This window comes from Lentzea albidocapillata, from assembly GCF_000719115.1.
In the GTDB taxonomy this organism is placed as follows: domain Bacteria; phylum Actinomycetota; class Actinomycetes; order Mycobacteriales; family Pseudonocardiaceae; genus Lentzea; species Lentzea albidocapillata.
In genome coordinates, this window is the sequence record NZ_JOEA01000020.1 from 181,878 (window position 1) to 207,449 (window position 25,572).

The window sequence follows — 25,572 nt, forward strand, 5'->3', positions numbered from 1 at the left end:
AGGACGAGAAGTCCTCTGCAACGCGCAACGTGACCCACCCGTCTATCGATAAGACGGGTGGGTCACGTTCGTTTTGTTTCCGGGAACGTGACCTCGGTACGACTGTGAGTAGCCCTGCATCGATCACTTAGCGCAGCAGGGCACAATGAAGACTTCCCAACTGACGCGCCGACCAGGTTCGGCGCCCTAGTCGAGCGAGGGTGCATGCAGCTGCTCCGCCGCGGGGACGTCGGAAGTGATGTTGCCGAGATCCGGTCGACCCTGACCAGGCTCGGACTGCTTCCGCCGGCCGACCCACAGGCGCCGCCGGTGTTCGACCAGCAGGTCGAGCACGCAGTGCGCGCGTTCCAGCAGCAGCGGGGGCTGATCATCGATGGCATCGTCGGCCCGGCGACCTACCGTTCACTGCGTGACGCGACGTTCCGGTTGGGGGACCGGCCGCTCGCGTTCCTGATGTCGCAGCCGACGACCGGTGACGACGTGCTGGCTCTGCAGGAACGCATGCTGGAGCTCGGTTACGACGCCGGTCGCGCCAACGGCGTGTTCGGCCAGCAGACCGAGCAGGCGCTGAAGAACTTCCAGCGCGACTACGGACTGATCGTGGACGGCATGTGCGGTCCGGACACCGTGCGCGCGTTGCGTCAGCTCCAGCCGAAGGTCCGCGGCGGCCGTCCGCAGCTGCTGCGCGAGCAGGAACAGCTTCGCGGCGCCGGTTCACGCCTGTCCGGCAAGCGCATCGTCATCGACCCAGGTCACGGTGGCGAGGACCGCGGTGTGGTCGTGGACGGTCTGTCCGAGGCCGACCTGATGCTGGACCTGGCCCGTCGCCTCGAAGGCAAGATGGCGGCCACCGGCATGGAGGCGCTGCTCACGCGAGGGCCGGACAACTGCCCGGACGAGAACGAGCGCGCCCGGTTCGCGAACGAGGCCGGCGCCGACCTGATCCTGTCCCTGCACAGCGACGGCAACTCGTCGCCGAACGCGCAGGGCGTGGCGACGTTCCACTACGGCACCGGCAACGGCGCGTCGTCGACCGTCGGTGAGGCGCTGGCCGGGTTCATCCAGCGCGAGGTCACCGCCCGCACGACGATGTCGAACTGCGGTTCGCACCCGAAGACGTGGGACCTGCTGCGGCTCACCCGCTGCACGGCCGTCCGCGTCGAGGTGGGCTACCTGACGAACGCGGAGGACCGCGCACGGCTGTCGACCCCTGGGTTCCGCGACATCGTGGCCGAGGGCATCCTCGTGGCCGTGAAGCGTCTGTACCTGCTCGGCAAGGACGACCAGCCGACGGGCACGTTCACGTTCAACGACCTGCTGCGCTACGAGATGGCCAAGGGCTGACGCTCTGACGAAAGAGGCCCCCTCCGCTTCGGCGAAGGGGGCCTTTCGCTGTCTCAGACCGGGCGGAAACTGGGTTCCGCGGTGGAGACGGTGACGCTGTTGAGGAGCCGTTCGAGAGCGGCCTCCACGTCTTCCTTCCAGGTGATGGAGCTGCGGAGCTCCATCCGCAACCGGGGCCAGCGCGGGTGCGGCCGCACGGTCTTGAAGCCGACGCTGGTGAGGAAGTCGGCCGGCGTGACGCAACTGGACTCTTCGTCGTCCGGGCGCATGTCGCCGAACGCCTCGATGGCCTTCACGCCACGACGCGTCAGATCCTTCGCCACGGCCTGCACGAGGACTCGCGCGAGTCCGCCCCCTCGGAACTCGGGGAGGACGTCCAGCGACGTCATGAGGACCGCGTCCGGGCTCACCGGAGACGTCGGGAAGGCGGAGCTGCGCGGAACAGCGGCCGGTGGTGCGTAGAAGACCGAACCGGCGGGAATGCCGTCGCAGTAGATGATGCGGCCGCACGAACCCCACTCGAGCAGGACGCTGGAGACCCAGGCTTCCTTCTCGAACTCGGTGTCGCCGTATTCCTCAGCCTGTTCTCGCAGGTGAGGGGCCAGTTCCCAGAAAACGCACGTCCTGCTGTGCTTGGAGAGATGCTCCAGGTTGTCCAGCGTGACGCCTACGACGCGACGGGACACCCCGACCTCCACCCGTTAACACACACAGCGAACCCATACGAGGGTAGGCGAATGTGACGGAAGCCGGAAGGCGCGTGCCCTGAACGGGACGACGGTTACACTCGCTCGGGACATTTCCTATACAGGAGTCCCACATGACTGCGCCCGGACAGCCCGCCAAGCAGGGCCCCAGAAGCCTCGACCCCCACCTCCGCCGCTACGCAGCGCGCACGGCAGGGATGACGGCATCGGAGATCCGGGCACTTTTCGCAGTCGCGTCCCGTCCCGAGGTCGTATCGCTGGCCGGCGGCATGCCGCATCTGGCCGCTCTGCCTCTGGAGTCGCTGTCCGCGGAGATCGGTCAGCTGGTGGCGTCCGAGGGCCTGGTGGCCCTGCAGTACGGCTCGGCGCACGGTGTTCCGACGCTGCGCGAGCAGATCTGCGACGTGATGGCGCTGGAAGGCATCAACGGCCACCCGGACGACGTGGTGGTGACCGTGGGCTCGCAGATGGGCCTCGACATGGTCACCCGGATCTTCTGCGATCCCGGTGACGTCGTCATCGCCGAGGGGCCCTCCTATGTGGGCGCTCTCGGGTCGTTCACCGCGTACCAGGCGCAGGTCGTGCACGTCGCGATGGACGCCGACGGGCTCGTGCCGTCGTTGCTGCGAGAGGCCCTGGAGGCCTGTAAGCGCAACGGTCAGCGGGTCAAGTTCCTCTACACGATCCCGAACTTCCATAACCCGGCCGGCGTGACGCTGGCGGTGTCTCGGCGGGCCGAGATCCTGGAGATCTGCCGGACCTACGGCGTGCTGGTCGTGGAGGACAACCCGTACGGGCTGCTCGGGTTCGACGGGCAGACCTACCCGGCGTTGCGGTCGATGGACCCCGACAACGTCGTGTACCTCGGGTCGTTCTCGAAGACGTTCGCCGCCGGTCTGCGGGTCGGCTGGGTGCTGGCGCCGCACGCGGTCCGCGAGAAGCTGGTGCTGGCCGCCGAGTCGGCCACGCTGTGCCCGCCGACGCTGAACCAGATGATCGTGTCCCGGTACCTGTCGACGCAGGACTGGAAGGGTCAGATCAAGACCTACCGCGAGGCGTACCGGGAGCGTCGGGACGCGGCCATCTCCGCTCTTGAACAGCACATGCCGCAAGGTTCCACGTGGAACATTCCGGATGGCGGCTTCTACGTCTGGGTGACGGTGCCGGAGGGCATCGACACGAAGGCGATGCTGCCCCGCGCCGTGACCGCCCGTGTGGCGTACGCGTCCGGCACCGGCTTCTACGCGGACGGCTTCGGCTCCCGCCAGTTGCGGATCTCGTACTGCTACCCGACGCCGGAACGCATCCGCGAGGGCGTCCGCCGCCTGGCGAACGTCATGGAGGAAGAGATGCAGCTGGCCGCGACCTTCGGGGCGACGCCGGGCCGTCAGCTGTCCGGTCCGCAGACCCCGTCGCCCGACACCGCCTGATCCTTGGAGTTCTGCTGTGGCTGACCGCATGGTCGCTGTGCTGTCCGGTGGGCTTTCCCACGAACGTGAAGTCTCGATCCGCTCCGGCCGCCGGCTGTCGGCCGCCCTGCGGTCGGTGGGCGTGACGGTGGAGGAGTGGGACGCCGACTCGTCGTTGCTGACGCGGTTGCAGGAGGGCCGCCCGGACGCCGTCGTCGTCGCGCTGCACGGTGGCGAGGGCGAGAACGGGTCGGTGCAGGCGATCCTCGAGATGTTCGGCGTGCCGTACGTGGGCACGGACTCGCGGGCGTGCCGGCGGGCGTGGGACAAGCCGACCGCGAAGGCCGAGCTCGCCCGTGCCGGGCTGGCGACGCCGGAGTGGGTGGTCCTGCCGCACGCGACGTTCCGGGAGCTGGGTGCCAAGCCGGTGCTCGACGCGATGGTCTCGACGCTCGGGCTGCCGTTGATGCTGAAGCCGGACCAGGGTGGCTCGGCGCTGGGCGCCCAGGTCGTCCGTGAAGCCGCGGAGCTGCCGCCGGCGATGGTCGGCTGCCTGGCGTACGGGGACACCGTGCTGGCCGAGCAGTTCATCTCCGGGGTGGAGGTGGCGGTGACCGTCGTCGACAGTGCCGATGGCCCCACCGCACTGCCCGCGGTCGAGATCGTTCCGGAGAGCGGGGTGTACGACTACACCGCTCGGTACACCGCGGGGCTCACCGACTTCCACGCGCCGGCCCGGCTGGACGCTGCCTCGGCCAAGGCGGTCGGGGAGCTCGCGGTGGCGGCGCACCGGTTGCTCGGGTTGCGGGACGTGTCGAGGACCGACGCCATCGTCGCGGAGGACGGGACCGTCTACTTCCTCGAAGTGAACGTGTCGCCGGGGCTGACCGAGACGTCGCTCCTGCCGATGGCCGTCGAGGCGGCGGGGAAGTCGTTGGGTGAGATCTACGCCGGGTTGATCGAGCGCGCTGTCGCTCGCTGAGTTGCTCCGGATCGACGGTCTGAGAGCCGCGTTCGGTGATCGACAAATAGGTGACGCCCCGTATCCAATTGGATGCGGGGCGTCATCGTCACCGTGACATAAGACCCTGGGGTGATCCTATGGGCCTACTCCGATGTCCGAATTGTCGTTTCTGGGCTCATCATGCCGATGATCCTTTGAAGATCATCAACTGACCCGAATTCGACCACGATCCGGCCTTTTCGTTGCCCGAGTTCGACCTTCACGCGGGTGTCGAAGTTGTCGGAGAGGCGCTCGGCGAGCTCCTGCAGACCGGGCGCGTGCAGCTGCTTGCGCGGGGCGGCCTTCTCCTTCTTGGGCTTCTCGTTCTTGGCGACAGTCACCGCTTCTTCGGTCGCACGGACCGACATGCCCTCGGCGATGATCCGTGCCGCGAGGTCTTCCTGCGCTCCCGCGTCGTCCAGACCGAGAAGCGCCCGCGCGTGCCCGGCGCTCAGCACGCCCGCCGCGACCCGCCGCTGAACGGGGAGGGGGAGCTTCAGCAGCCGGATGGTGTTCGTGACGACGGGGCGGCTGCGTCCGATGCGGTCCGCGAGTTCCTCGTGCGTGACGCCGAACTCCTGCAGCAGCTGCTGGTACGCCGCCGCCTCTTCGAGCGGGTTGAGCTGGACGCGGTGGATGTTCTCCAGCAGCGCGTCGCGCAGCATGACGTCGTCGGCGGTCTGCCGGACGATAGCCGGGATCGTCTTGAGCCCGGCCTGCTGCGTGGCCCGCCACCGGCGCTCGCCCATGACGAGCTCGAAGGTGTCCGCGGTCAGCTCGCGGACCACGATCGGCTGCATGAGCCCGAACTCCTTGATGGAGAACGAGAGCTCGTCGAGCGCATCCTGGTCGAACACCTGGCGCGGCTGCTTGGCGTTCGTCCTGATCGCCGTAACCGCGATCTCGCGGTAGATGGCGCCCGCGACCTCACCGGCAGGCTGCTGAGCCAGGGTCTTGGTGGACCCGTTGCCGGCCACCGCGGGCCGGAGCGTGCTCGGCGCACCGGCCGGCGGACCCTGCGGGATGAGTGCGGCCAGACCGCGCCCGAGTCCGCCCTTGCGCTGCTCCGTCATGCGCCCTCCTCCTTGGCCCCGCGGATCGCGATCTCCTTGGCGGCGTCGAGGTAACTCATCGACCCGCGCGAGCCCGGGTCGTAGGTCAACACCGTCTGCCCGAATCCTGGTGCCTCGGAGACCTTCACGCTGCGCGGAATCACCGTCCGGAGGGCGACGTCGCCGAAGTGGCCGCGCACCTCACTGGTCACCTGGTCCGCGAGCTTCGTGCGCCCGTCGTACATCGTGAGGAGGATCGTGGAGATCGCGAGATCGGGGTTGAGGTGCTGCTGCACGAGCTCGATGTTGCGGATCAGCTGACTCAGCCCCTCCAGCGCGTAGTACTCGCACTGAATGGGGATCAGCACCTCCTGCGCCGCGACCATCGCGTTGACGGTCAGCAGACCGAGGCTCGGCGGGCAGTCGATGAAGACGTAGTCCGGCTGCAGCTGGTCGAGCGCCTCGGAGGAGAGCGCCTCCTTGAGCCGCGACTCACGCGCCACCATCGAGACGAGCTCGATCTCGGCGCCCGCGAGGTCGATCGTCGCGGGCACGCAGAAGAGGTTCGGCGACGTCGGGCTGACCTGAGCCGCCTCGGCGATGGAGATCTCGCCGAGCAACACCTCGTAGACGGACGGCGTGCCGCTGCGGTGCTCGACGGAGAGCGCCGTGCTGGCGTTGCCCTGAGGGTCGAGGTCGATCACGAGCGTCTTGAGCCCGTGAATGGCGAGCGCGGCAGCGAGGTTCACCGTGCTCGTCGTCTTGCCGACGCCACCCTTCTGGTTGGCGACGGTCATCACCCGGCGATGTGTCGGGCGGGGGAGCAGTGACTCGTCGGGGTGCAGCACGCTTGCCGCACGAGCCGCCTCTTCTGCAATCGGGGTCCACACCACGGCGCTGTCATCTCCGTTGTTGGTCGGCTTGGCTTTGGGTTTGGAGGGCTGCGTTTCACGTGGAACATCGGCTGCGTGAAACTCCGGGTACACGCTCAACGATCCCTCCGCTGCTGGCGCTCCACGATGAGCACCGTCGTAGGCACCTCAAGTACATCCGCTCCCACGACGACGACATGTGCGTTGGCGCCGCCGGCTTTGAGCACCGCCTCGCCGTCGCGTTCGAGCTCCTCCTGCGCACGCTCGCCCTTGAGCGCGACCATCCGCCCACCGCCCCTGAGAAGCGGGAGGCACCACTTCGTCAGCTTCTCCAGCGGAGCCACCGCCCGCGCCGTCGCGGCGTCGCAGTTCAACAACTGCTTGCGGATGGGTGCTTCCTCCGCGCGTCCCCGGAGGACCGTCACGTTGTCGAGCTGGAGCCGTTCCTTCACTTCCTCGAGCCACGCGATGCGGCGCGCCATCGGCTCGAGAAGCGTGATCCTCAGGTCGGGCCGCGCGATGGCGAGCGGCACCCCCGGCAGCCCGGCGCCAGAGCCCACGTCGACGACACGTTCGTTGGGCTGGAACAGCTCCTCGATCACCGCCGAGTTCAGCACGTGCCGATCCCAAATCTTCTCGACTTCACGAGGACCGATAAGTCCGCGCTCCACGCCGTGCTCCTCCAGGAGCCTGACGAACTCGGCGGCACGCTCAACGTGCTCACCGAAGACGAGCTTCGCGCTGTCGGGCAACTCCCCGGCCATGTTCTCCGTCCGCGTTTCACGTGAAACCACGCGGCGCGGTGTTCCAGCAGCCGGTGGAAGAGCTGGCGAATGCCAGGGGACCATCATGACGGATCGACCGTGTGCGGCGCCAAATCCTGAGCGCCGTTTCACGTGAAACTTGGGGGAAAGTTGCGTCCGTTGCTCTACACCGTCGCTCGACCCGGTCCCGGCACCGTCTCGACGATGAGCCATCCGGCCGGTGGCATGTACCTGGAGGGCAAGATCCGCGAACTGCGACGGGTTGGGGTTGATGTGCTCGTGTCGACTCAGACCGACAGCGAACGGGTCGAGTGCGATCTCGTCGATGAGGAGAAGGTGGTTGTCGCCGCCGGCCTGCAGTACGTGTGCTTCCCGATCGAGGATCGTGCGGTGCCGGACGTGGAGTCGGCGGTCGCTGCCGTCCAGCCGCTCCACGCGCTGTACCGGCGTGGGGCGCATGTGGTGTTCCACTGCTGGGCCGGGATCGGGCGGTCGTCGTTGCTGGCTGGGTTGTTGTTGGGAATGGATGGGGTTTCGCCTGGGGAGGCTTGGGGGTTGATTGCGGCGGCTCGGGGGTGGGTGGTGCCGGACACGGCGGAGCAGGGGGAGTGGTTGGCTGCTTGGTGGGATGGGCGCGAGACTCACTGATCGGTGGGTTGGTGTGCGTAGGTTCAGCCTGTCTGCGGGGTGGGTGTTTCACGTGGAACGCGTTGAGGGTGCCGTGCCGTGCCGTGCAGGCGGGGTCGGTTCGCGTTGACTGGTTCCGGGGGGTGTCGTGCGGGTCGGCTTGCGTTGGCTTGTCGCGTTCCAGCGGGGTGGTCACCTGCCGTGCGGATGGTCGCCGTGCGAGGGTGGCCGGGCGGGTAGTACCGGGCCGGTGCCGGTCATCGCCGCTGCGCGTCGATAGCGATTGGGGCTTGACCTTGAGCCTCTGGCGGGATGCTTGACGGCCGGAAAAGGCCGGGCTCGGCTTCGCCATTGGCGTGGGCGGCAGGGTGGCTCGGCTTCGCCATCGCCCTGTCGCGCGGGAGGGGACGTGAGGAGAGCGGAGAGGAGGCTCCTTGGGCCATCACGTTGCGGTCATCGCGTCGTGTCGACATGTCGCCACCGGATGCGGCGGCCCATCTTCGCGCTTCCGTTGTCGCGGACCCCTCGATCGTTTGCGTGGTGGCCGCTGGGTGGGTTGTTCGTGCCGGGCCGGGGCGGAGCTCTTCTTGGCTCCTCGCCGGCGCGGTGCTCGTCCCTGGTTGGGACAGCGAACGGCCCCTGGTTCCGGGTGGAACCAAGGGCCGTGGGGAAAGCTGGAGCTGCTAGGGCTTCGGGAAGATGATGACCCGGCGCTGCGGCTCTTCGCCTTCGCTCTCGCTGTGTACGCCCGCGACGGTGGCGACGGCGTCGTGGACCACCTTGCGTTCGAACGGGGTCATGGGGTGCAGGCGGGCGCGTTCGCCTGAGGCGGCCACCTTTTCCGCGGTGGTTCGGCCCATCTCCGCCAGTTCTGCTCGGCGGCCTGCTCGCCACTGGGCGATGTCCAGCATCAGGCGGGAGCGGACTCCCGTTTCCTGCTGGACTGCCAGGCGGGTGAGTTCCTGGAGCGATTCGAGGACGTTGCCTCTGGGGCCCACCAGCTTGGCGAGGTCTTCGCCGCCGTCGATGCTGACGATGGCCCTGCCGCTTTCCACGTCCAGGTCGATGTCGCCGTCGTAGTCCAGCAGGTCCAGCAGGCGCTCGAGGTAGTCGCCTGCGATGTCGCCTTCCTGGACGAGCAGGTCCTCGGTCTTGCTCTGCGACTGCGGCTCGGCCGTGGTCTCGGACTCGGCTGCGGCCTCCGACGACGCCTCCACGTCGTCGGTCGCCTGCAAGGTCTCCGACACGATGTCTCCTCTCCGGGGCAACGCCCGAAATCAGCGGCGCTTCTTGCTGCCCGGCTTCTTGCTGGTGGATCGGCCTGGGGTCAGGCCGGGGATCTCGGTGTTCGCGTTGCCGTTGGTGGCGTCCGTCGATGCCTTCGGCGCTCCGCTCGGGCCCGCGGTCGGCATGCGCTTGGCGCCGTTGGCCGGCTTGGCTCCGGGAGCGGGCTTCTTCGGGTTGACCGGCTTCGCGCCCGGCTTCGGAGCGAGGGCCTGACGGGTTTCGACGACCGTGGCCTTCTTCTCCTCTTCCTCGGAGTCGATGCGCTTGTAGACGAAGTGCTGCTGGCCGAGGGTCCACGCGTTGTTGGACAGCCAGTACAGCAGGATCGCGACGGGGAAGAAGAAGCCACCGGCCAGGACGCCCAGCGGGAAGATCCAGAGCGTCAGCTTGTTCATGATGGCCGTCTGCGGGTTGTCCAGCGCGGCCTGGTTCTGACGGGCGACGGAGTGGCGGGCCGTGAAGTGGGTCGCGATGGACGCCACGATCATCAGCGGCACCGACAGCAGGATGACGTTCAGGCGTTCGGTGCCGTACTGGGCCAGCTGGTCACCGGGCATCGTGATGAACGTCGAGAGGTTCGTGCCGAAGAGCTTGGCGTTGACGAACGAGTCGACGCCCTGCTTGTCGAAGAAGTAGACCTCGCCCCAGCCCGGCTTGAACGAGCGCAGCACGTGGAACAGACCGATGAACACCGGGATCTGCACCAGCATCGGCAGGCAGCCGCCGAGCGGGTTGACGCCGTGCTCGGACTGCAGCTTCTGCATCTCCTGCGCCTGGCGCTGCTTGTCGTTCGGGAACTTCTTCTTGATCTTCTGCATCTCCGGCGCGAACTCCTGCATCTTTCGCATGGAGCGCACCTGGCCGACGAACGGCTTGAAGAGGATGGCGCGGAGGGTGAAGACCAGGAAGATCACGGCCAGTGCCCAGGCGAATCCGCTCGACTCACCGAAGACCTTGCCGAACACCCAGTGCCAACACCACAAGATGAAGGACACCGGGTAGTAGATGAAGTTGAGCACGGGAGCTACTCCTCGGTGGATACGTCGGGGACCTGCCGCCTCGGCGGAACGGGGTCCAGGCCTCCAGGGTGCCAGGGTCCGCAGCGCAGCAACCGGCGGATGGTCAGCCAGGTTCCTCGAAGTGCGCCGTGGACTGTCAGGGCTTCCACCGCGTACGCGCTGCAACTCGGGTAGAAGCGGCAGGTCGGCGGCAGCAGCGGCGAGATGAACTTCCGGTAGAAGTGCACCGGCAGCAGCGCGACCTTCGCGGGCAACGTGGTCATCGCAGCACCTTGCGCAGGGCAGAAGAGAAGTCGGCGGCGAGCTCGGAACTCGACGCCTCGGCTGCTGGAGCCAACGCCCGGACCACGACGAGAGTTCCCGGCGGCATCTCTGCGAGCACGGGACGCACCACGTGGCGCAGGCGCCGGTAGACACGGTGGCGGACCACCGAGTTGCCCACTGCCTTGCTCACGACGAAACCCACCTTGGACGAATCCAAGGTGGGCACGTCAGGCTTCAAGACGTGGACGACCAACCGGGGTCGTCCGGCGCGGCGGCCTCGGCGGACCACCAGGCCGAAGTCCTGGCTGCGGGTGAGCCGGGCGGCCGGTGGTAGCACGACGACGCTGCGCTTACCAGCCGCGGTCAGGCGGACAGAGTGGCACGGCCCTTGCTGCGGCGCGCGGCCAGAATGGCGCGGCCGGCGCGGGTCCGCATGCGCAGCCGGAAGCCGTGCGTCTTCGCGCGGCGGCGGTTGTTGGGCTGGAAGGTGCGCTTACCCTTGCTCACGGTCGGTCTCCCGGTGCTTCACTGCTGACAAAAGCCTTGTGGTTGTCCCCGACGGCAGTGGACGTAGGCGCGCGAAAGGCGCCCGTCGCAAACGGGAGACTCGTACGAGGGTACGCATGCCCGGGTGCGGCGACCAAATCGGGGTGGGCCACGCCACGTCTTGTGAGGTGTGCCGGGCCTTGTTACCGTTCGTCCTTCGCGCGTGCCGGGGCTGGCGTGGGAGCCGCCACCGACCGGCATCACAACGCACCTTTTAGTGCACAGTTGTGGATAACTCTGTGGATACCTCTATTCTCCGTGTCCACGGTGGAGTCTTCGGCTCCGGTGGAGGGGAGGGGAGCGCGGAGGTGTCGAACCAGCAGGTCGATCTTGGTCTCGTGTGGGCCGAGGTGGTGCAGGAACTGGCGACCAGCCACCTGTCCCCCCAGCAGCGTGCGTGGATGAGGGTCACCCGTCCTATCGGTTTGCTGGATGGAACGGCACTGCTCGCTGCTCCCAGTGACTTCGCGAAAGAGGCGATCGAACGCGCACTGCGCGACCCGATCACCGCCGCGCTGTCCCGCAGGCTGGGCCGTACCGTCTCCCTGGCGGTGAAGGTCGACTCGCCGGAGCCGGTGAATCCCGTGAGCCCGCCGACCACGCCGATCTCGATCCAGCCCGTGGCGGCGGTCCAGATCCCGCCGGTTCCCGGCGTTCCCAACGGCGACACGCCCGGCTCCGTGATCACGGAGGACGTGGGCGCCGCCGACGGTGCCGAAGAAGAGGTGGACGAGGCCGGCGACGCGCTCGCCGCCGTCACCGAGATCTGGCCGACCTTCAACACCGCCAACGCGGCGGGCGGCGCGGCGCCGAACGCGAACCTCCCGTACACGAGGCCCGCGAACCCGTCGCCGTCGCAGACCAGGCTGAACGAGAAGTACAACTTCGACACGTTCGTCATCGGCGCCTCGAACCGGTTCGCGCACGCCGCGGCCGTCGCGGTGGCCGAGGCTCCCGCCAGGGCGTACAACCCGCTCTTCATCTGGGGCGAGAGCGGCCTCGGCAAGACACACCTGCTGCACGCCGTCGGGCACTACGCCCAGCGCCTGTTCCCCGGCATGCGCGTGCGGTACGTGTCGACCGAGGAGTTCACCAACGACTTCATCAACTCGCTGCGTGACGACCGCAAGGTCGCCTTCCAGCGCCGCTACCGGGACATCGACGTTCTCCTCGTCGACGACATCCAGTTCCTGGAGGGCAAGGAAGGTACGCAGGAGGAGTTCTTCCACACGTTCAACACGCTCCACAACACGAACAAGCAGATCGTGGTGTCGAGCGACCGGCCGCCCAAGCGGCTGGAGACGCTGGAAGACCGCCTGCGCACGCGGTTCGAGTGGGGCCTGATCACGGACATCCAGCCGCCCGAGCTGGAGACCCGGATCGCGATCCTCCGCAAGAAGGCGGCCCAGGACCGGCTCGCGGCTCCGGCCGACGTGCTGGAGTTCATCGCCTCGCGCATCGAGCGGAACATCCGCGAACTCGAAGGCGCGCTCATCCGCGTCACGGCGTTCGCGTCGCTCAACCGCCAGCCGGTCGACATCCAGCTCGCCGAGATCGTGCTGCGCGACCTGATCCCGGACTCGCACGCACCGGAGATCACCGCACCGATGATCATGGCGGTCACCGCCGAGTTCTTCGGGGTCTCGATCGACGACCTGTGCGGCCCCGGCAAGACGAAGGCGCTCGCGCAGGCACGGCAGATCTCCATGTACCTGTGCCGCGAACTGACGGACCTGTCACTGCCGAAGATCGGCCAGACGTTCGGCGGCCGCGACCACACCACGGTCATGCACGCGGACAAGAAGATCCGCAAGGAGATGGCCGAGCGCCGGCGGATCTACGACCAGGTGCAGGAGCTGACGTCGCGCATCAAGCAGCGCGCCCGCCACACTCCCTGACCCGCCCGGGTGGCAACGAAGGGGTCCTCCATCGAGGAGGGCCCCTTTTTCGTGCGCCCGACACGGAGCGGGCAACTGGGACCCGGCGCCCGGGGACGCGACCAGTGGGGCGCGAGACGAGCACCCGGGGACGCGGCCGCGGCTCGACGGCCAACACCCGGGGACGACTTCGGCGCAACGATGGGACTGCATCAGTCCGTGCGGCTCCAACCACCACCACGCGCCACACACGTACCCGGGTAGACGGGGCTCGATCCGCCGCGCGGCGAGGCTTTCTGTTCGCCCCCTGCACTCGAAGGGGTGGGGACAACTGGAAAAGTCTGAGACCCAGGCCACGATCTGGCCACGGAAGCCTGTGCATCACCCGGGTACAACTGGCCCGCACCCGGGGACGCACCCGGGGACAACTGTGGACGATCTGTGGATCGAGACCTGTGCACAACTGGTTGTCCCCGGGTGCGCCGATCTGTCCCCGGGTGCTGTCCCCCCTTAGTCCACATGGTGGGTCACACCTTGACCTGCAGGTTTAAGGGCTGTCCCCACAATCCACAACCCCTACTGTTACTGCTGTTTGATCTCTTCTAGAAAGAACTCAAAAGCAAAACAGCGTGGACAGCTCCCGGGGATCGTGGCCGAACCCCGAAGTGACGGGAAGGGCCAGGACGCTCTAACGTGGTTGCTCCGCACCTCGGTCAGCCGAGGTCGAGGCTCCCTAACCCCCACTGGCACGTTGTCGTGGTTGGGCTTGTCGACTGTCGAGGAAAGGACGCCTCATGAAGATCCGCGTCGAACGCGACGGCCTGGCCGACGCTGTCGCCTGGGTCGCTCGCAGCCTTCCGTCCCGTCCGCCGGTCCCCGTGCTGGGCGGCGTGCTGCTCGACGCGGAGTCTGACGATTCGCTGACGGTGTCCGGGTTCGACTACGAGGTCTCCGCCCAGGTCGGCGTCCCGGCGACGATCGCCGACGGTGGCCGCGCCCTGGTCTCCGGGCGTCTTCTCGCCGACATCACCAAGGCGCTGCCGAACCACCCCGTCGAGATCGCGGTCGACGGCGCTCGCATGATGATCAGCTGTGGCAGCGCCAGGTTCAGCCTCCCGACGATGCCGGTCGAGGACTACCCGGCCCTGCCGTCGATGCCGCAGTTGATCGGTGAGCTCCCCGGCGAGGTCTTCGGCGAGGCCGTCAGCCAGGTCGCCGTCGCGGCCGGCAAGGACGACACGCTGCCGATGCTGACCGGCGTCCGCGTCGAGATCGGCGAGGGCAAGCTGACCCTCGTCGCCACCGACCGGTTCCGGCTCGCCATGCGGGAGTTCCCCTGGGAGCCGGACGCAACCCTCGGCGAGGTCGCGGTCCTCGTCCCGGCCCGCACCCTCGGCGACGCGGCCAAGACGCTCGGCTCGTCCGGCAGCAAGGTCGAGATGTCGCTCGCGGCCAACGACGGACTGCTCGGTCTCTCCGGCTCCGGCAAGCGGACCACCACCCGCCTGCTCGACGCGGACTTCCCGAAGTACCGCCAGTTGCTGCCCTCCGAGCACAGCGCCGCGGCGATCATCGACATCGACGCGCTGCAGCAGGCGATCAAGCGCGTGTCGCTCGTCGCCGAGCGCGGCACGCAGGTGCGCCTCGAGTTCGTCGACGGTGGTCTGCGTCTGTCCGCCGGTGGTGACGACGAGGGGTCGGCCGAGGAAGAGCTCGCGGTCGAGTACACCGGCGACGCGGTCACCATCGCGTTCAACCCGGGCTACCTGCTCGACGGACTCGGTGCGGTCCGCACGCAGAAAGTCCACCTGTCCTTCACCACACCCAGCCGACCGGCACTGCTGAAGCCGGTGGACGAGGATGGGAACGTGGCGCCGGGCTACCTGTACCTGCTCATGCCCGTTCGCCTTCCCGGCTGAGAAAACCCTTACCGGGTACCAGAAGAACTTAGGGGAGAACACCGTGCAGCTCGGACTCGTCGGCCTCGGCAAGATGGGTTTCAACATGCGCGAGCGGGTGCGCCGGGCCGGTCACGAGGTGATCGGCTACGACCGCAACCCCGAGGTCAGCGACTCGGATTCGTTGGCGGACATGGTGTCCAAGCTCGAAGCGCCGCGCGTGGTGTGGGTCATGGTGCCCGCCGGCGACATCACCCGTGACACGGTGAAGGAGCTGTCCGAGCTCCTGTCGCCGGGCGACCTGGTCGTCGACGGCGGCAACTCCAAGTTCACCGACGACCGGGTCCACGCGGACCTGTTGGCGGAGAAGGAGATCGGCTACCTCGACTGCGGCGTGTCCGGCGGTGTGTGGGGCCTCGAGAACGGCTACGCGCTGATGGTCGGCGGCGACGCCGCGCACGTCGAGCAGGCGATGCCGATCTTCGACGCGCTGCGCCCGGAGGGTCCGCGCGAGGAAGGCTTCGCGCACGCGGGCAAGGCCGGCGCCGGCCACTACTCGAAGATGGTCCACAACGGCATCGAGTACGGCCTGATGCAGGCGTACGCCGAGGGCTTCGAGCTGCTCGACAAGACCGACGTCGTGGACAACGTGCCCGCGGTGATCTCGGCCTGGCAGCGCGGAACCGTCGTGCGGTCGTGGCTGCTCGACCTGCTGGTGCGCGCGCTGGAGTCCGACCCGGAGCTCGACGACCTGCGCGGGTACGTCGAGGACTCGGGTGAGGGCCGGTGGACCGTCGAGGAGGGCATCAACAACGCGGTGCCGCTCCCGGTGATCTCCGCCGCGCTCTTCGCACGGTTCCAGTCGCGGCAGGAGGACTCGCCCGCGATGCGTGCCGTCGCCGCGCTGCGCAACCAGTTCGGCGGTCACTCGGTGCACCTCGCCGGACCGTCGTCCGGCGCCGGCAGCACCCAGGGCTAGCGAGAGTGCACGTCAGACATCTCCAGGTCAGCGACTTCCGGTCGTGGGAGCTCGCCGACCTGGAGCTCGAACCCGGCGCGTCGGTGCTCGTCGGGCGCAACGGCCAGGGCAAGACGAACCTGGTCGAGGCGATCGGGTACGTGGCCACGCTGGGTTCACACCGCGTTTCCAGCGACGCGCCGCTGATCCGGCACGGCGCCCAGCGTGCCGTCGTGCGGACGGCCGTGGTCAACGACGACCGCGAGCTGCTCGTGGAACTGGAGATCACGGCCGGCAAGTCGAACCGGGCGCGGATCAACCGGGGTCCGGTGCCGCGTCCGCGTGACGTGCTCGGGATCCTGCGCACCGTGTTGTTCGCACCGGAGGATCTCTCTCTTGTGCGGGGCGATCCGAGCGACCGGCGGCGGTTCCTCGACGAGATGCTCGTGCTGCGCACACCGCGTTATGCCGGTGTCCGCAGTGACTACGACCGTGTCCTGAAGCAGCGCAGCGCGTTGTTGAAGACGGTGAAGCACTCCCGATCGGCGGACCTCTCGACGCTCGACGTCTGGGACGGGCATCTCGCCAAGCACGGCGCGGAGCTGCTGGCCGCGCGGCTGAAACTGATCCGCGACATGGCGGACCACGTGACCTCGGCGTACGCGGAGGTCGCTCCGGAGTCGCGCCCGGCGCTCATCGCGTACCGGTCGAGCGTCGGCGATCTCCCGGAGGACCGGGAGAGCATCGAGGACCTGCTGCTGGCCGAGCTCGACCGGGTGCGGCGGCAGGAGATCGAACGGGGAGTGTGCCTCGTCGGTCCGCACCGGGACGACCTGGACCTGACGCTCGGCGAGCTGCCGGCGAAGGGCTACGCCAGTCACGGAGAGTCATGGTCATTCGCGCTCGCCCTGCGGCTCGGCGGCTACGAGCTGATGCGTGTCGACGGCATCGAACCGGTGCTCGTGCTGGACGATGTGTTCGCGGAACTCGACCGCGGCCGGCGTCGGCAACTGGCCAAGGTGGCGGCCGCCGCCGAGCAGGTGCTGATCACCGCGGCGGTGGCGGAGGACGTTCCGGACGAGCTGGTCGGTGCCCGGTTCGAGGTCCACGGCGGGGAGGTGCGGCGTGTCTGACTCAGAGGCTGACTCTCGGGGTTCAAAGCCCCCATATGTAGCTCGATCGGGTGTGTCCGCCCACACATCTGGGGACAAGTCTGTGGATGGTGTGGATAACTCCGTCACAAATCCGGACTTGTCCACAGGTTCATTCACACCTGAGGGTGAGCAGCTGAAGGGTTCGGACCTCGCCCGAGCTGCTCTGGAGGCGGCGAAAGCGTCCGCGAAGGCCCGCGGGCGGGTGCCGGGGAGCAAGGCGAAGGGCCGTCCGGTCAACCGTCGCCGGCGTCGCTGGTCGGGCGCGGGCCCGGACGACCGCGACCCCCAGCCGCTCGGGCGGATCGCCTCCAGGATCGCGGCGGACCGCGGCTGGGTCGAGCAGCTCCAGGGTGGCCAGGTCTTCGGTCGTTGGGCCAAACTGGTAGGTGAGGACGTTGCCGAGCACGCGACTCCAATCGCTCTCAGTGACGGGGAACTGACGGTCCAGGCGTCGTCGACGGCGTGGGCCACTCAGCTGCGCCTCCTGCAGCGCGAGCTGATCAAACGGATCGCCGCGGGCGTGGGCAACGGCGTCGTCAAACGGCTCAAGATCAAGGGACCGGACGCTCCCAGCTGGCGACACGGCCCCAGGCACGCGCCGGGGCGCGGTCCGCGTGACACCTACGGGTGAGGTCCTGTCAAGGGCTCAGCGGCGATTCTGTGGCTCAATGAGGGTTCACCAGCGGATTTGAACCCCCTTTTCAGCGGTCCTGACCCGTCTGATGGCGCTTGAGGCGCTCTGTGACCGAATCAAAGGTGTCCTTGGCCCCGTTCTGTCGGGGTGCACCGGTAGAATCACAGAAGCGTCACCCATCACCGTGCGGGTTCTGCCCGCATCAGCGAGGAGACTCCAGGCCCGTGTCAGCTAAGAAGAATGAGTACGGCGCGTCCTCGATCACCGTCCTCGAAGGCCTCGAGGCAGTGCGCAAGAGGCCGGGCATGTACATCGGCTCGACCGGCGAGCGCGGTCTGCACCACCTGGTCCAGGAGGTTGTGGACAACTCCGTCGACGAGGCGATGGCCGGTTTCGCGACGAAGGTCGACGTCACCCTGCTGGCCAACGGCGGCGTCCGGGTGATCGACGACGGTCGTGGCATCCCGATCGACATGCACCCGGTCGAGAACGTGCCGACCGTCGAGGTCGTCATGACCAAGCTGCACGCGGGCGGCAAGTTCGACAGCGACTCCTACGCGGTGTCCGGCGGTCTGCACGGCGTAGGCATCTCCGTGGTGAACGCGCTGTCCACCGCCGTCGACCTCGAGATCAGGCGCCAGGGTCACGTCTGGACCCAGCGCTACGAGGCCACCAAGCCCGCGCACGAGCTGCGCCAGGGCGAGGCGACCGACGAGACCGGCACCACGACGACGTTCTGGGCCGACCCGGAGATCTTCGAGACCACGACGTACAACGTCGAGACGATCGCGCGCCGCCTGCAGGAAATGGCGTTCCTCAACAAGGGGATCACCATCATCCTGCGCGACGAGCGGGTCTCGGAGGAGGACGAGGAAGCCGACGCCGAGGGCCACCAGGCCGCGGTGAAGGAACGCGTCTACCACTACCCCGGTGGGCTCGAGGACTTCGTCCGCCACATCAACCACACGCGCGACGCGGTGCACCAGAAGGTCATCGGGTTCGAGGCGAAGGGCGAGGACCTCGAGGTCGAGGTCGCGATGCAGTGGAACACCGGCTACACGGCCTCGGTCTACACCTTCGCGAACACGATCAACACGCACGAGGGCGGTACGCACGAAGAGGGCTTCCGCGCCGCGCTGACGCGAGTCGTCAACGAGTACGCGCGCGAGAAGAAGCTGCTCAAGGAGAAGGACACCAACCTCACCGGTGACGACATCCGCGAGGGTCTCGCCGCGATCATCTCGGTGAAGTTGAAGGAGCCCCAGTTCGAGGGCCAGACGAAGACCAAGCTGGGCAACAGCGAGGCGAAGTCGTTCGTGCAGAAGTCGACGAACGAGCACCTGGCCGACTGGTTCGAGCGTCACCCCAACGAGGCGAAGACGATCGTCAGCAAGGCGGTCTCGTCGGCGCAGGCCCGCATGGCCGCGCGCAAGGCCCGTGAACTGGTCCGCCGCAAGGGCGCGCTGGACATCGGCGGCCTGCCGGGCAAGCTGAAGGACTGCCGCTCCACCAACCCGGAGGAGTGCGAGCTCTACGTCGTAGAGGGCGACTCCGCCGGCGGCTCGGCCAAGGAAGGCCGGGACTCCATGTACCAGGCCATCCTGCCGATCCGCGGCAAGATCATCAACGTGGAGAAGGCGCGCATCGACCGCGTGCTGAAGAACAACGAGGTCCAGAGCATGATCACCGCTCTGGGCACGAGCATCCACGACGAGTTCGACCTGTCGAAGCTGCGCTATCACAAGATCATCCTGATGGCGGACGCCGACGTCGACGGCCAGCACATCCGCACGCTGCTGCTCACTCTGCTGTTCCGCTTCATGCAGCCGCTTCTCGAACACGGCCACGTCTACCTCGCCCAGCCGCCGCTCTACAAGATCAAGTGGCAGCGGATCGAGCCGGAGTACGCGTACTCCGACCGCGAGCGCGACGGCCTGATCAAGGAAGGCCTCGCCGCCGGCAAGAAGCTCGGCAAGGACGACAACATCCAGCGCTACAAGGGTCTCGGCGAGATGAACGCCGCGGAGCTGTGGGAGACCACGATGGACCCGGCGAACCGGGTGCTCCTCCAGGTCACCATGGACGACGCCGCCACCGCCGACGAGCTGTTCAGCGTGCTCATGGGTGAGGACGTCGAGGCGCGCCGCTCGTTCATCACGCGTAATGCCAAGGACGTGAAGTTCCTGGACGTCTGAGTCCGGTCCCTTCTAGACATCCACGGCTGGCGAAGAGGAAAGAAGAACCGTGACTGAGACGACCCTTCCGCCGGAGCACGACCGCACCGAGCCGGTCGACATCCAGCAGGAGATGCAGAACTCCTACATCGCGTACGCGATGAGCGTCATCGTCGGCCGGGCACTGCCGGACGTGCGTGACGGACTCAAGCCCGTCCACATCCGCGTGCTCTACTCGATGTTCGACTCGGGGTTCCGGCCGGACCGCGGCTACAACAAGTGCGCCCGCGTCGTCGGCGACGTGATGGGCAACTACCACCCGCACGGCGACTCGTCGATCTACGACGCGCTCGTGCGGCTCGCCCAGCCGTGGGCCATGCGGTACCCGCTGATCGACGGCCAGGGCAACTTCGGCTCGCCGGGCAACGACCCGGCCGCCGCCATGCGCTACACCGAGTGCCGCCTGACCCCGCTGGCCATGCAGATGCTCGCGGACATCGAGGAAGAGACCGTCGACTTCCGCGACAACTACGACGGCCGCATCCAGGAGCCGACGGTCCTGCCGTCCCGCATCCCCAACCTGCTGATCAACGGCAGCTCGGGCATCGCGGTCGGCATGGCGACGAACATCCCGCCGCACAACCTCCGCGAGGTCGCGTCGGGCGTGGTGTGGGCCCTGGACAACTGGGAGGCCTCCGACGAGGAGACCCTCGAAGCCGTGATCGAGCGGATCAAGGGCCCGGACTTCCCGACGTACGGCCAGATCCTCGGCAACTCGGGCATCCAGGACGCGTACCGCACCGGCCGCGGTTCGGTGAAGATGCGCGCGGTCATCGAGGTCGACGAAGATGCCAAGGGCCGCACGATCCTGGTCGTCACCGAGCTGCCGTACCAGGTCAACCCTGACAACCTCGTCGAGAACATCGCCTCGCTCGTGCGTGACGCGAAGCTCACGGGCATCTCGAACATCGCGGACGAGTCGAACAGCCGCCGCGGCATGCGCATCGTCGTCACGCTCAAGCGCGACGCGGTGGCGAAGGTCGTGCTGAACAACCTCTACAAGCACACCCAGCTGCAGTACTCGTTCGGCGTGAACATGCTGGCGCTGGTCGACGGCGTGCCGCGCACCCTGCGGCTCGACCAGATGATCCGCCACTACGTGAAGCACCAGATCGAGGTCATCGTCCGGCGGACCAGGTTCCGCCTGCGCAAGGCCGAGGAGCGCGCACACGTGTTGCGCGGTCTGGTCAAGGCGCTCGACCACCTCGACGAGGTCATCGCGTTGATCCGCCGGTCGCAGACGCCGGACATCGCGCGCACGGGCCTGATGGAGCTGCTCGACGTCGACGAGATCCAGGCGAACGCGATCCTGGAGATGCAGCTGCGCCGCCTGGCCGCACTGGAACGTCAGAAGATCATCGACCAGCTGGCCGAGATCGAGGTCGAGATCGCGGACCTCAAGGACATCCTCGCGAAGCCGGAGCGGCAGCGCGCCATCGTGCGCGAGGAGCTCATGGCCATTGTGGACAAGTACGGCGACGACCGGCGCACGGAGATCATCCCGTTCGACGGCGACGTGTCCATGGAGGACCTGATCGCGGTCGAGGACGTGGTCGTCACGATCACGCGCACCGGCTACGCGAAGCGCACCAAGACCGACCTCTACCGGGCGCAGAAGCGCGGTGGCAAGGGCGTGCAGGGTGCTCAGCTCAAGCAGGACGACATCGTCGCGCACTTCTTCGTGTGCTCGACGCACGACTGGATCCTGTTCTTCACGAACAAGGGCCGCGTCTACCGCACGAAGGCGTACGAGCTGCCCGAGGCGAACCGCAACGCCCGCGGTCAGCACGTCGCGAACCTCCTCGCGTTCCAGCCGGACGAGGAGATCGCACAGGTCATCCAGATCAAGAACTACCTGGTGTCGCCGTACCTCGTGCTCGCCACCCGCAAGGGCCTGGTCAAGAAGTCGAAGCTGTCCGACTTCGATTCCAACCGATCGGGTGGTCTTATCGGCATCAACCTGCGCGAGGACGACGAGCTGGTCGGAGCGGTGCTCTGCTCGGCCGACGACGACCTGCTCATGGTGTCCGCCGACGGGCAGTCGATTCGCTTCCACGCCACCGACGACGTGCTGCGCCCGATGGGTCGTGCCACGTCAGGCGTGCAGGGCATGCGGTTCAACGCCGATGACGAGCTGCTTTCCGTCGGTGTCGTCCAAGAGGGTCTGTTCGTTTTGGTCGCGACGGACGGTGGGTACTCGAAGCGAACGCCCATCGAGGACTACCCGGTCCAGGGGCGTGGCGGCAAGGGTGTGCTGACCATTCAGCACGACCGCCGTCGTGGCAGGCTGGTGGGCGCGCTCATCGTCGACGTCGACGACGAGCTCTACGCCATCACCTCGAGCGGCGGGGTCATCAGGACCCGGGCCGAGCAGGTGCGCAAGGCTGGACGGCAGACGAAGGGCGTGCGGCTGATGAACCTCGGCGAGAGCACCACTTTGATCGCCGTCGCACGCAACGCGGACGAGCCCAGCGACGTCATCATCAGTGAGGCGTCTGCCGCGGAGGACTCTGCCGCTGACCAGGCAGCCACCCCCACCGACTCGGCTGAGTAGTCGGAATCGCTAGCGAGAGGTCAAGGACAAGCTCGTGACTCCACCCGAGAACCGCGAAGGTCGGGACGCGGACAAAACCGCGGTGATCACCAAACCGACTCCGCAGAACTCCGCGCAGAAGCCGGCGGAGAAGAAGGCGGACTCGGCTGCGGCCTCCGGTTCCTCGGGTGGAACCGCGCAGGACAAGACCAAGCCCGTGTCGGCGGACAAGGCGGCCGAGGCCGCCGCACCCGCTCAGGAGAAGCCGGCCGCGCCCGCGGCTCCGGCCACTCCGGCGCCGACTGCCACGCCGACCCCCACTCCTGCTCCGGCGGTCACCCCGGCCGCTCCGGCGGAGGAGAAGACGGTCTCGCTCGGCAGCGCCACTCCGGCACCCGCGCCCGTCGCCGACGAGCCGATCATCGTTTCGGCACCGCCGCCCTGGCAGCGGGTGACGAACGACACGGAGGCCGCCCAGGGCGAGGCGACCGCGACGTACGTGGCTCCGGGCGCACCGCCCGTGCCGTCCGCCGCCGAACCGCCCCCGGCCTTCCCGCAGACCGACCCGGACACCGTCAAGGTGCAGAAGCCCGTGGTCACGGGCTCGGCCGTGCCGGTCGGCCTGGGCAGCAGCCGCACGTCGGTGAACATGGGCAACAGCGGGGCCCGCCCCGCCGCGTCCAGCCCGTCGGCCCGCCGCCCCGGCCGTGGCCCGCGCCGCGCCTCGCTCCAGGTGAAGCGCGTCGACCCGTGGTCGGTCCTCAAGCTCGCCCTGGTGCTGGGCGTCGCACTGTTCTTCGTCTGGCTCGTGGCGGTCGGTGTGCTCTACGGCGTCCTGCACGGCATGGGTGTCTGGGACAAGATCAACAGCACCGCGAACGACCTGCTCCAGGCCAACGAGCCGGGCGAACCGTTGATCAGTGCCGGCCGCGTCTTCGGCGTCTCGGCGATCATCGGCGCCGTCAACATCGTGCTGTTCACGGCCCTCGCAACCGTTGGCGCGTTCGTCTACAACGTGTCCGCGGATCTGGCCGGTGGCCTGGAACTCACGTTGTCGGAACGAGAGTGACCCCCTGATTTGGGAGCAACGAGGACGATCCTGTAAGGTCTTCCTCGTTGCCCCGAGGGGTGATGATCGAGGGCCTATAGCTCAGGCGGTTAGAGCGCTTCACTGATAATGAAGAGGTCGGAGGTTCAAGTCCTCCTAGGCCCACTCGATTCGGGGACTTTCCATGTCGGCGGAATGCGCCGACCGTTACCCGAATCATCGTCCTTTATCTGGGGGCCAAGCCCCCAGACCCCCTGCCGGGGGCGAGCCCCCGGACCCCCATCAGTGTTGACTGCTCGGCGGTCGTTGCCTTGCTGTAACGTGGTGGGGTCGCTGGGTTTACGGTCTTTGGGAGGGATTCGAAGTGGCTAAGAAGATCATCGCACTCGTCGTGGTCGCCGGTGCGGTTCTGTTCTTCGTGAAGCGCAGCCGTTCGGCCAAGGCCGACGCGGACCTGTGGCGTGAGGCCACCGCTCCCACCGACTGATCTTTGCTCTGACGGGCGGCTCGCCGCCCCCAGGCTTGGGGACGTAGCTCAATTGGCAGAGCACCGCCTTTGCAAGGCGGGGGTTAGGGGTTCGATTCCCCTCGTCTCCATCCGCTTTCACTGAAGCCCTGTTCGCGCTGTTGCGAACAGGGCTTCAGTGCATTCCGCACATCACGTCACGCCGAGGTGAGTGACTTCTTCGGCGCCTTGCGAAGAGCGTCGATGCTCCACGCGCCGGCGCCTGTGAACGCCAGCAGCAGGAACGCCCACGAGTAGACCGCCGCGAGCTCGCCGCCGTTCTCGATCGGGAGCAGGGCCTTCGGCTGGTGCACCACGAAGTAGGCGTAGGCCATGGCGCCGGAACTGAGCAGCGCGGCCCAGCGCGTCCACAGCCCGATGAGGATGAGGCCGCCACCGATCAACTCGATGAGCGCCATGGGGCCGGACGGCCACGAGACCAGCTCGACTCCCTTAGAGAGCTTCTGCACGCCGTGGAACACGAAGAACAGACCGATGATGATGCGGAAGAGCGCCAGGGCGTGCTCTCGTCGTTGCTCCAGGAACTCCATGATCGGGTCCTTCCAGGGCGGGGGTACAGGGGCAGAGGCACAAAAGGTATGGACCAATTTAGAGTGTCCCGCTAGAGGCGCTTTTGGTATCTGGTTGACTGTTGCCCCTATGAAACGAGCACTGCTGCTGCCCCTGCTCGGCGTCCTCGCCGCATGCGGCACCCCCGTCGCCCAGGACGTGCCGGTTCCCACGACCCAGCCCCAGCAGGTCACGACCACTACCAGCGCGGCTCCGACAGTGCCGCCCGCGCCCCAGCCCGCGAACGACGGCACGTGCCCGTACCTGGCGACCGGTTTCGTCGCGGAAGCCAACGGACAGCGCGTACCCAAAGTGAAACTGTCAACGGACGAACCTCACCCAGCATGCTTCTTCTACGCCACTGCAACTGAGATCCAGTTGACCGTGCAGGTCTACGTGGGGGATGAGAGCGTCGCGAAGCTCATCGTCAACAAGGCGGCACCGGACGGTTCACAGCCCGCGAACTCGCCCACCGGTTGGACCGGAGGGTACGTGAGCAACGAGACCGGCGTCGTCTACGCCGTGTCGAAGAGCGACGCCGCTGTGGTCGTCACCAGCAACCAGAAGCAGTCGATCAAGGCCCGCCGCATCGCGGAAGAGGCGATCAAGGGCCTGAAGATCTAGACAATCAACACCGCCCCCGCGCGGGATGCGCACGGGGGCGGTGGAAGACACGGCGAACATCAGCGGTCGCCGTACTTACCTGATCGGCTCCTTCTGGGAGGGCACCTGCCCGTTGAGGACGGGCTCCGCGTGCGGGACCTGCTCCTCGTCCTGCAGGTGGACCTCCTGCGGCCGACGTGTCATCGCGACGTAGCCGGCTGCCGCGGCCGCGATCAGGAGACCGAGCACCCACGGCCAGCGGCGGCGCTTCGGTGCGTCGGCACCTAGCTGGGCCGCGGCCTTGCGGATCTCCTTGGCGCGCACCTTGGCGTCCTTGCGCGCGCTCTTCGCCGCCTTCTTCACTTCCTTGCGCACGACCTCGGCCTTGCTCATGAGGTCGGAGCGCGTCTTCGCGCTCTTCTTGGCGAGGCGCTTGCGAGAGCGACGCGTCTGCTTCTCCCAGTCCTCGGCCTTGCCCATGAGCGTGTCAGCCCGCTCGACGAGTGCGCCGCGAACCTGGTCCGCCGTGATGCCGCGCTCGGCAAGCCTGACCTCAGCGGCGTGACCAGCGCGAACGACGCCCTGACGCGCGGCCTTCAGACCGGTGCCGACAGCCTTGCCAACGTTCTCGCCGGCTCGGGTCATGACGTCCACCTCGTCCATC

General features: G+C 67.5%; 24 protein-coding genes, 2 tRNA genes and 1 pseudogene. 16 read left to right on the plus strand and 11 right to left on the minus strand.

Translation table 11 applies throughout. From position 1 onward, the window contains the following. Window positions 1-204 precede the first annotated feature (204 nt). Window positions 205-1,344 carry an N-acetylmuramoyl-L-alanine amidase gene (locus IG04_RS0130590; protein ID WP_030480213.1) on the plus strand — a complete coding sequence of 380 codons (1,140 nt, stop codon included), beginning with the start codon at window positions 205-207 and terminating at the stop codon, window positions 1,342-1,344. A 53-nt stretch (window positions 1,345-1,397) separates the two neighbouring features. Here IG04_RS0130590 and IG04_RS0130595 read toward each other — a convergent pair whose 3' ends face one another. Then, window positions 1,398-2,030 carry a GNAT family N-acetyltransferase gene (locus tag IG04_RS0130595; protein WP_030480214.1) on the minus strand — a complete coding sequence of 211 codons (633 nt, stop codon included), beginning with the start codon at window positions 2,028-2,030 and terminating at the stop codon, window positions 1,398-1,400. A gap of 134 nt (window positions 2,031-2,164) precedes the next feature. On the opposite strand from IG04_RS0130595, the gene IG04_RS0130600 reads away from it, so the two are divergent. Together IG04_RS0130600 and IG04_RS0130605 are read left to right on the plus strand one after the other, a co-directional pair. After that, window positions 2,165-3,481, plus strand: coding sequence for an aminotransferase-like domain-containing protein (locus IG04_RS0130600; protein WP_030480215.1), 1,317 nt, complete (start codon window positions 2,165-2,167; stop codon window positions 3,479-3,481). A 16-nt stretch (window positions 3,482-3,497) separates the two neighbouring features. Then, complete coding sequence (locus IG04_RS0130605) at window positions 3,498-4,442, plus strand: D-alanine--D-alanine ligase family protein (RefSeq protein ID WP_030480216.1); 945 nt, start codon at window positions 3,498-3,500, stop codon at window positions 4,440-4,442. 125 nt (window positions 4,443-4,567) lie between these two features. Here the strand turns inward: IG04_RS0130605 and IG04_RS0130610 are convergent, their stop codons facing one another. The 3 genes from IG04_RS0130610 to rsmG all read right to left on the minus strand — a co-directional run bounded on the left by IG04_RS0130610 (window position 4,568) and on the right by rsmG (window position 7,151). Then, window positions 4,568-5,536, minus strand: a complete 969-nt coding sequence (locus IG04_RS0130610; protein ID WP_030480217.1) for a ParB/RepB/Spo0J family partition protein — start codon at window positions 5,534-5,536, stop codon at window positions 4,568-4,570. Next, window positions 5,533-6,408 (minus strand): ParA family protein, encoded by an 876-nt coding sequence (locus IG04_RS0130615; RefSeq protein ID WP_030480218.1) that lies wholly within the window; start codon window positions 6,406-6,408, stop codon window positions 5,533-5,535. Before IG04_RS0130615 ends, IG04_RS0130610 begins: the two co-directional genes overlap by 4 nt. 95 nt (window positions 6,409-6,503) lie before the next feature. Beyond that, window positions 6,504-7,151, minus strand: coding sequence for a 16S rRNA (guanine(527)-N(7))-methyltransferase RsmG (rsmG, locus tag IG04_RS0130620; protein WP_030480219.1), 648 nt, complete (start codon window positions 7,149-7,151; stop codon window positions 6,504-6,506). A 159-nt stretch (window positions 7,152-7,310) separates the two neighbouring features. Between rsmG and IG04_RS0130625 the strand changes: the two genes are divergently transcribed. After that, window positions 7,311-7,799 carry a protein-tyrosine phosphatase family protein gene (locus IG04_RS0130625; RefSeq protein WP_211257842.1) on the plus strand — a complete coding sequence of 163 codons (489 nt, stop codon included), beginning with the start codon at window positions 7,311-7,313 and terminating at the stop codon, window positions 7,797-7,799. Window positions 7,800-8,461: 662 nt separating this feature from the next. Here the strand turns inward: IG04_RS0130625 and IG04_RS0130630 are convergent. The 5 genes from IG04_RS0130630 to rpmH are packed head-to-tail and all read right to left on the minus strand — an operon-like array spanning window position 8,462 to window position 10,855. Next, on the minus strand, window positions 8,462-9,025 hold the full coding sequence (locus tag IG04_RS0130630) for a Jag family protein (RefSeq protein WP_030480221.1): 564 nt from the start codon (window positions 9,023-9,025) through the stop codon (window positions 8,462-8,464). A gap of 30 nt (window positions 9,026-9,055) precedes the next feature. Then, window positions 9,056-10,084: a membrane protein insertase YidC gene (gene yidC / locus IG04_RS0130635; RefSeq protein ID WP_030480222.1), complete on the minus strand. Its 1,029-nt coding sequence runs from the start codon at window positions 10,082-10,084 to the stop codon at window positions 9,056-9,058. Window positions 10,085-10,089: 5 nt separating this feature from the next. Further along, on the minus strand, window positions 10,090-10,347 hold the full coding sequence (gene yidD, locus IG04_RS0130640; protein ID WP_030480223.1) for a membrane protein insertion efficiency factor YidD: 258 nt from the start codon (window positions 10,345-10,347) through the stop codon (window positions 10,090-10,092). Continuing rightward, window positions 10,344-10,685 carry a ribonuclease P protein component gene (gene rnpA, locus IG04_RS0130645; RefSeq protein ID WP_030480224.1) on the minus strand — a complete coding sequence of 114 codons (342 nt, stop codon included), beginning with the start codon at window positions 10,683-10,685 and terminating at the stop codon, window positions 10,344-10,346. The genes yidD and rnpA overlap by 4 nt, the downstream gene beginning before the upstream one ends. A 26-nt stretch (window positions 10,686-10,711) precedes the next feature. Continuing rightward, on the minus strand, window positions 10,712-10,855 hold the full coding sequence (gene rpmH / locus IG04_RS0130650) for a 50S ribosomal protein L34 (RefSeq protein WP_030465619.1): 144 nt from the start codon (window positions 10,853-10,855) through the stop codon (window positions 10,712-10,714). 347 nt (window positions 10,856-11,202) lie between these two features. On the opposite strand from rpmH, the gene dnaA reads away from it, so the two are divergent. From dnaA to IG04_RS0130705, 11 genes and pseudogenes are all read left to right on the plus strand, one after another. Continuing rightward, on the plus strand, window positions 11,203-12,792 hold the full coding sequence (gene dnaA, locus IG04_RS0130655; protein ID WP_030480225.1) for a chromosomal replication initiator protein DnaA: 1,590 nt from the start codon (window positions 11,203-11,205) through the stop codon (window positions 12,790-12,792). Window positions 12,793-13,565: 773 nt separating this feature from the next. Continuing rightward, window positions 13,566-14,690: a DNA polymerase III subunit beta gene (dnaN, locus tag IG04_RS0130660; RefSeq protein ID WP_030480226.1), complete on the plus strand. Its 1,125-nt coding sequence runs from the start codon at window positions 13,566-13,568 to the stop codon at window positions 14,688-14,690. 43 nt (window positions 14,691-14,733) lie between these two features. Further along, the gene (gene gnd / locus IG04_RS0130665; protein WP_276326716.1) at window positions 14,734-15,648 is read left to right on the plus strand and encodes a phosphogluconate dehydrogenase (NAD(+)-dependent, decarboxylating); all 915 of its coding nucleotides are present in this window, start codon (window positions 14,734-14,736) and stop codon (window positions 15,646-15,648) included. Window positions 15,649-15,653: 5 nt separating this feature from the next. Next, on the plus strand, window positions 15,654-16,760 hold the full coding sequence (gene recF / locus IG04_RS0130670; RefSeq protein WP_030480228.1) for a DNA replication/repair protein RecF: 1,107 nt from the start codon (window positions 15,654-15,656) through the stop codon (window positions 16,758-16,760). A gap of 118 nt (window positions 16,761-16,878) precedes the next feature. After that, complete coding sequence (locus IG04_RS0130675) at window positions 16,879-17,412, plus strand: DciA family protein (RefSeq protein ID WP_036016295.1); 534 nt, start codon at window positions 16,879-16,881, stop codon at window positions 17,410-17,412. A gap of 227 nt (window positions 17,413-17,639) precedes the next feature. Continuing rightward, window positions 17,640-19,610, plus strand: coding sequence for a DNA topoisomerase (ATP-hydrolyzing) subunit B (gene gyrB, locus IG04_RS0130680; RefSeq protein WP_030480230.1), 1,971 nt, complete (start codon window positions 17,640-17,642; stop codon window positions 19,608-19,610). Window positions 19,611-19,659: 49 nt separating this feature from the next. Next, a complete protein-coding gene (gyrA, locus tag IG04_RS0130685) occupies window positions 19,660-22,203 on the plus strand; it encodes a DNA gyrase subunit A (RefSeq protein ID WP_030480231.1) in 2,544 nt (847 codons plus the stop codon). Window positions 22,204-22,600: 397 nt separating this feature from the next. Continuing rightward, complete coding sequence (locus tag IG04_RS44355; RefSeq protein ID WP_051771038.1) at window positions 22,601-23,251, plus strand: DUF3566 domain-containing protein; 651 nt, start codon at window positions 22,601-22,603, stop codon at window positions 23,249-23,251. A gap of 70 nt (window positions 23,252-23,321) precedes the next feature. Then, window positions 23,322-23,395 (plus strand) — tRNA-Ile (locus IG04_RS0130695). A gap of 199 nt (window positions 23,396-23,594) precedes the next feature. After that, window positions 23,595-23,714 (plus strand): annotated as a pseudogene (locus IG04_RS47770) (DLW-39 family protein); the annotation flags it as partial. A gap of 40 nt (window positions 23,715-23,754) precedes the next feature. Continuing rightward, a tRNA-Ala gene (locus IG04_RS0130705) sits at window positions 23,755-23,827 on the plus strand. A gap of 66 nt (window positions 23,828-23,893) precedes the next feature. On the opposite strand, the gene IG04_RS0130710 is transcribed toward IG04_RS0130705, so the two are convergent. Beyond that, window positions 23,894-24,286, minus strand: coding sequence for a DoxX family protein (locus IG04_RS0130710; RefSeq protein WP_030480233.1), 393 nt, complete (start codon window positions 24,284-24,286; stop codon window positions 23,894-23,896). A gap of 109 nt (window positions 24,287-24,395) precedes the next feature. Here IG04_RS0130710 and IG04_RS0130715 point away from each other — a divergent pair, with 109 nt between their 5' ends. After that, entirely contained in the window at window positions 24,396-24,929 is a 534-nt protein-coding gene (locus IG04_RS0130715) for a DUF2020 domain-containing protein (protein WP_030480234.1), read from the plus strand. Between the two features lie 75 nt (window positions 24,930-25,004). On the opposite strand, the gene IG04_RS44360 is transcribed toward IG04_RS0130715, so the two are convergent. Continuing rightward, window positions 25,005-25,571, minus strand: coding sequence for a hypothetical protein (locus IG04_RS44360; protein WP_030480235.1), 567 nt, complete (start codon window positions 25,569-25,571; stop codon window positions 25,005-25,007). Between the last annotated feature and the right edge of the window lies 1 nt (window position 25,572).